The following is a 6,253-nucleotide window of genomic DNA, read 5'->3' on the forward strand; positions in this document are numbered from 1 at the left end:
ATCGGGGGCACGAGCGGCTTGGGCTCGAAGGGGAACGGGTCCTTGTGGTTGATCGGGAAGTACTCGGGCACCTTCCCGGTCGCCCGGGCGTAGGCCGTCGCGATCGCGCCGCACGTGGCCGCCAGGCCGAACTCCCCGGCCCCACCGGGCTCGTCGGCGTCGGAGTCCACAATGATGACGTTGATCTCCGGCGGGGTGTTCCACTGCCGGGTGTAGAAGTAGTTGTCCCAGCTGGCCTCGACGAAGTGCCCCTCGGTCAGGTGCAGGCTGGAGGTCAGGATCAGGGCGATGGCGTCGTTGATCCCGCCCATCATCTGCGCCTCGAGCCCGCGGGGGTTGATCACCAGGCCGATCTCCACGGCGAAGGTCACCTTCGTGACCCGGGGGCCGGTCACGGCCTCGCGGATCTTCCGGTTGACCGTGTCGGGCCGGGTGTCGATCTCGACGAGCGCCGCGGAGACGCCCTTGTACTCGGTGTGGAAGCCCAGGCCCTGTGCGGTGCCCGGCTTCATGGACCGGCCCCAGCGGCCCTCCTTCGCGACGGCGTCGAGCACGCCGCGCATCCGGTCGTTCTTGAGGAACGCCCGGCGGAACTCGTACGGGTCCTTGCCCATCTTCGCCGCGATCTGGTCGACCATCAGTTCGCGGGCCGTGGCCACGTTCGGCGAGTAGATGTTGCGCATCGAGGTCGTGTTGAAGCGCATGTCGACCTCGTTGAGCAGCCGGGTCGACACCCCGAAGTCGTACGGCGTGACCTGGGTGAGCTCGAAGATGCTCTCGGAGAGCGTCAGGTTCCCCAGCGGGGCCTTGACCGCGGCGGCGGTGATCGCCTCGCCGAGGCCCGGGTTGACCTGGGTGGCCACGCTGGTGTGCCGCTGCTCGTACGACAGCACGGTGTCGCCGCTGATCTGCGCCCGGATCCGGCTCGTCGACAGCGGGTGCACGCGGCCCTGGCGCGAGTCGTCGGCCCGGGTCCACATCAGCTTCACCGGCTTGCCGAAGGCCTTCGAGCACTCCGCCGCCTCGACCGCGGCGTCGTAGAACAGCTTGCGGCCGAACGAGCCGCCGCCCTCTGTCACGTGCACGGTCACCGCGCTCTGCGGCAGCCCGACGGCCTTGGCGACGTCCGCCTGCGCCGCGATCGGGTTCTTCATCGCGCCCCAGATCTCGGCGCGGTCGTCCCGGACGTCGGCGATCGCCGAGTTGGTCTCCAGCGAGCTGCTGGAGGCGAAGTAGAAGGTGAACGCGCAGTCGATCGTCTCGCCGACGCCGGCAGGGACGGCCATCGGCAGTTCGGCCGCCCGGACCTTCGCGAGGACGGACTCGTCGTCCTCCCCGTGGACGGTGCCGTCGTTCCACTGCACCCGCAGGGCGCGGACACCGTCGATGGCCTGGCCGAAGGTCTTCGCGCGCACGGCGACACCGGTGCTCACGACCTCGACGTCCGTGATCCCCGGCATGCCACGGACCTCGTCGATGTTCTCGACGTCGTCCGGCGTGCCGTTGAGGTCCGGTGCGCGGCAGATCACGGTGGGCAGCGCGTCGGGGATCTGCAGGTCGGTGGCGAAGCACTTGCGGCCGGTGACGATGTCACGCGCGTCGGTCTTGTTCTGGGACTTCCCGATGATCGTGAAGTCCTCGCGTGGCTTCAGCGCGACCTCGACCTGCTGGTCGACCGCGCTCGCGGCCTTCTCGGTCAGCGCGGAGAAGGGCACCGAGCCGCCGGTCGCATCGGTGATCAGCCCACCGCGGCTGGTCAACGTGCGGACGTCCTGCTGCAGGAGCTGCGCCGCGGCGTCGAGCAGCCGCATCTGGGCCAGCGCCGCCGCCACACGGATCGGCGTGTAGGTGGTGAAGGTGGTGCTCGAGCCGCCGGTGAGCTGGTTGAACAGCAGCTCGGGGCGGGCGTCGGCCAGGGTGACCTTCACCTGGTCGACCTCGAGGCCCATCTCCTCGGCGATGATCATCTGCGTCGAGGTGATGATGCCCTGCCCGTTGTCCGAGCGGGGCAGCGCGAACGACACGGTGCCGTCGCGGTTCACCTCGATCCGGATGAGGTTCGCGGTCGGGCGCATGGAGTCGCGCAGGGCGTCGAGCAGGTCGTAGACCTCGGGGGTCTGCGGGCCCGACGGCGTCGCCGCGGCCCAGGCGGTCGACGGCGCGTCGAACACCTGCTGGCGGGTGAACTCGGCCGCGACCACGAGCGTGGGCGCGGCGATCAGGTAGCCGAGGAACTTGCGGCGACCGACCGGCGCGCGCAGGCCGGTGCCGGGTTCCTTCGGTGCCTTCGTGGGTGGGGGAGCGAAGCGGTGGTTGGCCATCCGGGGGTCCTCTTCGTCGGGGACGGAGCAGGACGACGTGGGGAGCGTGCGTCCGTACGTGCGGCACCAACGACGCCCGGATGCGACAGATACGTCGCGGCGCGACAGTCATCTGTGGGTGATCGGGTCAGATCCTCCCGGTCTCGACGCAGGTCAGCGCTTCGACTGGTAGGACAGCCTTACTCGAAGAAGCGGCGTTACGGGTTGCTCCGTCCCGAATCTGCGGGATCGTTGCCTGCAGGCGGATTCACCCGGTCGGGTGGCGCGTGTCGCGTCCGCGGTCAGCGTGACAGGCGGGCGGCCTCGCGGTCCGCGCCCTCGGTGAGCACGCCGCCGCGGGAGCCCGCGAGCTTGGCCCGGAGGTGCTCGCCGACCGTCACCGGCTCGTAGAGGGCGGGGTGCTCGGCGTCGACGCACGTGGGCAGGGGCGCGATGACGGCGTCGACGTCGCCGTCGTGGAAGAAGGCGGCGGAGCGGCGCGGCACCAGGCGGCCGTCGACCCGCGGGGCGGCGACGCGGTGCATGGTCGAGATCCAACGGTCGTTGGTCCAGCGGGCCAGCGCGTCGCCGAGGTTGACCAGCAGGGCGCCCGGGGCGGGTTGTACCGGGTGCCAGTTGCCCTCGCCGTCGAGGATCTCCAGGCCGGGCACCGCGTCGGCCCACAGCACGGTGACGATGCCGTAGTCCGTGTGCGCGCCCATGCCGACCTGCTCGGGCTCGAGCTCGGCGGCGGCCGACGGCAGCCGGTAGTTGATCATCCGCAGGACGTCCACGGAGTGGCCGGTGAAGCGGGCCAGGTGGTCCTCGCCGAGCCCGAGGGCGCGACCGAAGACGCGCGTCATCGTCCGGGCGACCTCGCCGGCGACGGCGAACCAGGCCTCGACGGCGGGGCGGAAGCCGGGGGTGTCCGGCCAGACGTTGGTCCCGTAGTCCGCCTCGGACAGGTCCAGGCCGGGGAAGTCGCTCGCCTGGGTGCCGACGTTGAACGCCTCGAAGAGGTCGGCGGCGGAGACGAGGCCGAGGCTGTTGGCCAGCGACTCGGACTTCGGCGGGGTGTAGCCGCGGTTCACGCCGGGTGGGCAGCGGTAGGTGGACTTCGCCGCGAGGTCGGCGGCGAAGAAGGCGTCCATCGCGACGGTGAAGGCGTCGAGCGTTGCCTGCGGGATCCCGTGCCCGACGACCTGCATGAACCCGACCGTGCGGGCGGCGTGGTCGACGGCGCGGGCCACCGCCTCGCGGTCCGCCTCGGTACCGCCGGTGCGGAACGGGGTGATGTCGATGATCGGGACGTCGAGGACGCCGTCGCGGGTCTCGGCGACTGCCATGGTGCTGCTCCTGGTGAGAAGTGATTGCTCTCGACTATCGTTCTGGTCAGTTCGACTGTCAAGGACTGTCAGTTTCGGTCAGGAGGAGCGGGTGGAGGACGAGGCGGCGCTCAACGCCCGGGTCGGGGCCACGATCCGCGCGTTGCGGGAGAAGGCCGGGTTGTCCATGCGCGAGCTGGCCCGGCGGGCCGGGGTGAGCCAGCCGTTCCTCTCGCAGATCGAGCGGGGTGTCAGCGCGCCGTCGATGATCACCACCTACCGGCTGGCCGAGGCGCTCGGGGAGCTGCCGGGCGCGCTGCTGCCCGCCCCCGAGGGCACGGGGATGACCGTGGTGCGCGCCGGCGAGGGCCGGGAGATCCCGGTCGCCAACCGGCCGGACGCGGCGCGCGGGCGGGCGCTGGTGATGCAGCCGGGGAACCCGCTCGAGGTGATCGAGTACGTCGTGGAGCCGGGGGAGTACCTCGAGGAGTGGTTCGCGTTGCCCGGCGACATGGCCGTCTACGTGGTCGACGGCCGGCTCGAGGTGGAGGTCGAGGGCGCGGGGACGGTGGTGCTGGGGCCGCGGGAGCTCGTCGCCCACCCCGCCTCGGCGCGGCACCGCTGGCGGGTGCACGGAAACGCCCCGGTCCACGTGCTGCTCACCATCGCCCACCCACCAGAGGGTCCCACTCTCCGCCCACCCCGCGCCTGACCCCGACTCGCGGTGCCGCAACTCCCGACTCGCGGTGCCGCAACTCCCGACTCGCGGTGCCGTAGCTCCCGACTCGCGGTGTCGCAGCTCCCGACTCGCGGAAGCTGTGCGCGAGTCGGGACGTCCTGCACCGCGAGTCGGGACGTCCTGCACCGCGAGTCGGGACGTCCTGCACCGCGAGTCGGGAGGTCAGGCGGGTTCGATGATCTCGAAGCCGGTGTAGGGGACGAGGGCGGGCGGGATGCGGACGCTGCCGTCGGGCTGCTGCCCCTGCTCCAGGACGGCGACGAGGGTGCGGCCGATCGGGAGGCCCGAGCCGTTGAGCGTGGCGGCGAAGCCGCGGGCGCCGTCCTTCGCCTTGGTCCGGATGGCGGCGCGGCGGGCCTGGAACGTGCCGAAGTCCGAGACCGAGCTGATCTCGCGGTACCGGCCCTGGCTGGGCAGCCACACCTCGATGTCGTAGGTGTACTCGGCGGAGAAGCCGATGTCGCCGGCCGCGAGCCGCACGACCCGGTAGGCCAGCCCGAGCGCCTGGACGACGGCCTCGGCGTGGCCGAGCAGGACCTCCAGCTCCTCGCGCGAGCGGGCCGGGTCGACGAAGCGGACCAGCTCGACCTTCGAGAACTCGTGCACGCGGATCAACCCGCGGGTGTCCTTGCCGTACGACCCGGCCTCCGAGCGGAAGCACGGCGTCTGTGCGGTGTAGGCCAGCGGGAGCTCCTCGGCGGCGAGCGTCTCGCGGGCGTGCAGGTTGGTCAGCGGCACCTCGGCCGTCGGGATGAGGAACAGCTCCCGGTCGGCGACCTCGGTGCGGAACAGGTCCTGCTCGAACTTGGGCAGCTGGCCCGTGCCGGTCATCGTCGGGCGTGTGACCAGCGCCGGCACCGACCACTCGGTGTACCCGTGGCGCTCGGTGTGCAGGTCGAGGAAGAAGCGGGCGAGCGCGCGCTCGAGCGCGGCGCCGCGGCCCTTGAGCACGGCGAACCGCGGGCCCGACAGCTTGGTCGCGCGCGCCAGGTCCAGGATGCCGAGCTTCTCGCCGAGGTCGACGTGGTCGAGGGGGTTCTCGACGGCCGGGATCTCGCCCCAGGTCCGGACCTCCTCGGCGTCCTCGTCGCTGGCGCCGTCGGGCAGCTCGTCGGCGGGCAGGTTCGGGATCTCGAGGAGGTACTCGGTGAGCTGGGCCTCGAGCTCCTTGTGCTCCTCCTCCGCGAGCGTGATCGCGGCCTTCGTCTCCCGCGCCTTCTCGACGAGGGCGGGCCGCTCCTCCGGGGACGCGCCCTTGACCGCCTTCTGCAGCCGGTTCGCCTCGGCCCGGGACTCGTCGCCCTTCTGGATGGCCGCGTTGCGGCCGCCCAGGAGCTTCTCGAGGCGCTCCAGGTCGAGGGAGTAGCCGCGGCGCGCGAGCTTGCGCACGGCGTCGGTGGCGGGATCGAGCAGGACGCGGGGGTCGTGCATCGTCCGAGCGTATCGCCCGACCGCAGGGCGTTTTCCCGCTCCTCCCCCACAGGAGGGTGGCGCCCGGGGGCGGATCGTCGGCAGGATGAGTCGCGATCACGTGACCGGGCGCACAACGCTGCGCCGCCCCACCCTCCGAGGAGGACGCAGGTGACCACCTCCACCCCCGCGCTGCCGTCGTACGCCTCCGGGACCTCGGACGTCCCGTTGCTGGGGGACACGATCGGGGACAACTTCGACCGGACGGTCGCGGCGGACCCGGAGCGGGAGGCCCTGGTCGAGGTCCCGACGGGCCGGCGGTGGACCTATGCCCAACTGCGCGCCGACGTCGACGCGCTGGCGTTGGGTTTGTTGGCCGAGGGGGTGGTCAAGGGGGACCGGGTCGGGATCTGGGCGCCGAACATGGCGGAGTGGACGGTGTTGCAGTACGCGACGGCGAAGCTCGGCGCGATCCTGGT

Annotated in this window: 5 protein-coding genes; 2 read left to right on the forward strand and 3 right to left on the reverse strand. The window is 71.7% G+C overall.

The features are described from left to right. On the reverse strand, nt 1-2,321 hold a 2,321-nt coding region (locus tag AB0B41_RS42405), incomplete at its 3' end, for a molybdopterin cofactor-binding domain-containing protein (RefSeq protein WP_358212803.1). A 281-nt stretch (nt 2,322-2,602) separates the two neighbouring features. Next, nucleotides 2,603-3,646 carry a 2-oxoglutarate and iron-dependent oxygenase domain-containing protein gene (locus AB0B41_RS42410; protein ID WP_358212805.1) on the reverse strand — a complete coding sequence of 348 codons (1,044 nt, stop codon included), beginning with the start codon at nt 3,644-3,646 and terminating at the stop codon, nt 2,603-2,605. Nucleotides 3,647-3,737: 91 nt separating this feature from the next. On the opposite strand from AB0B41_RS42410, the gene AB0B41_RS42415 reads away from it, so the two are divergent. After that, entirely contained in the window at nt 3,738-4,337 is a 600-nt protein-coding gene (locus AB0B41_RS42415; protein WP_358212806.1) for an XRE family transcriptional regulator, read from the forward strand. Nucleotides 4,338-4,526: 189 nt separating this feature from the next. Here the strand turns inward: AB0B41_RS42415 and serS are convergent, their stop codons facing one another. Further along, the gene (gene serS / locus AB0B41_RS42420; RefSeq protein WP_358212807.1) at nt 4,527-5,795 is read right to left on the reverse strand and encodes a serine--tRNA ligase; all 1,269 of its coding nucleotides are present in this window, start codon (nt 5,793-5,795) and stop codon (nt 4,527-4,529) included. Nucleotides 5,796-5,945: 150 nt separating this feature from the next. On the opposite strand from serS, the gene AB0B41_RS42425 reads away from it, so the two are divergent. Continuing rightward, nucleotides 5,946-6,253, forward strand: a 308-nt coding sequence (locus AB0B41_RS42425) for an AMP-binding protein (protein WP_358212808.1), incomplete at its 3' end; no start/stop codon positions are given.

This window comes from Pseudonocardia sp. NPDC049154 (assembly GCF_040648315.1).
In the GTDB taxonomy this organism is placed as follows: domain Bacteria; phylum Actinomycetota; class Actinomycetes; order Mycobacteriales; family Pseudonocardiaceae; genus Pseudonocardia.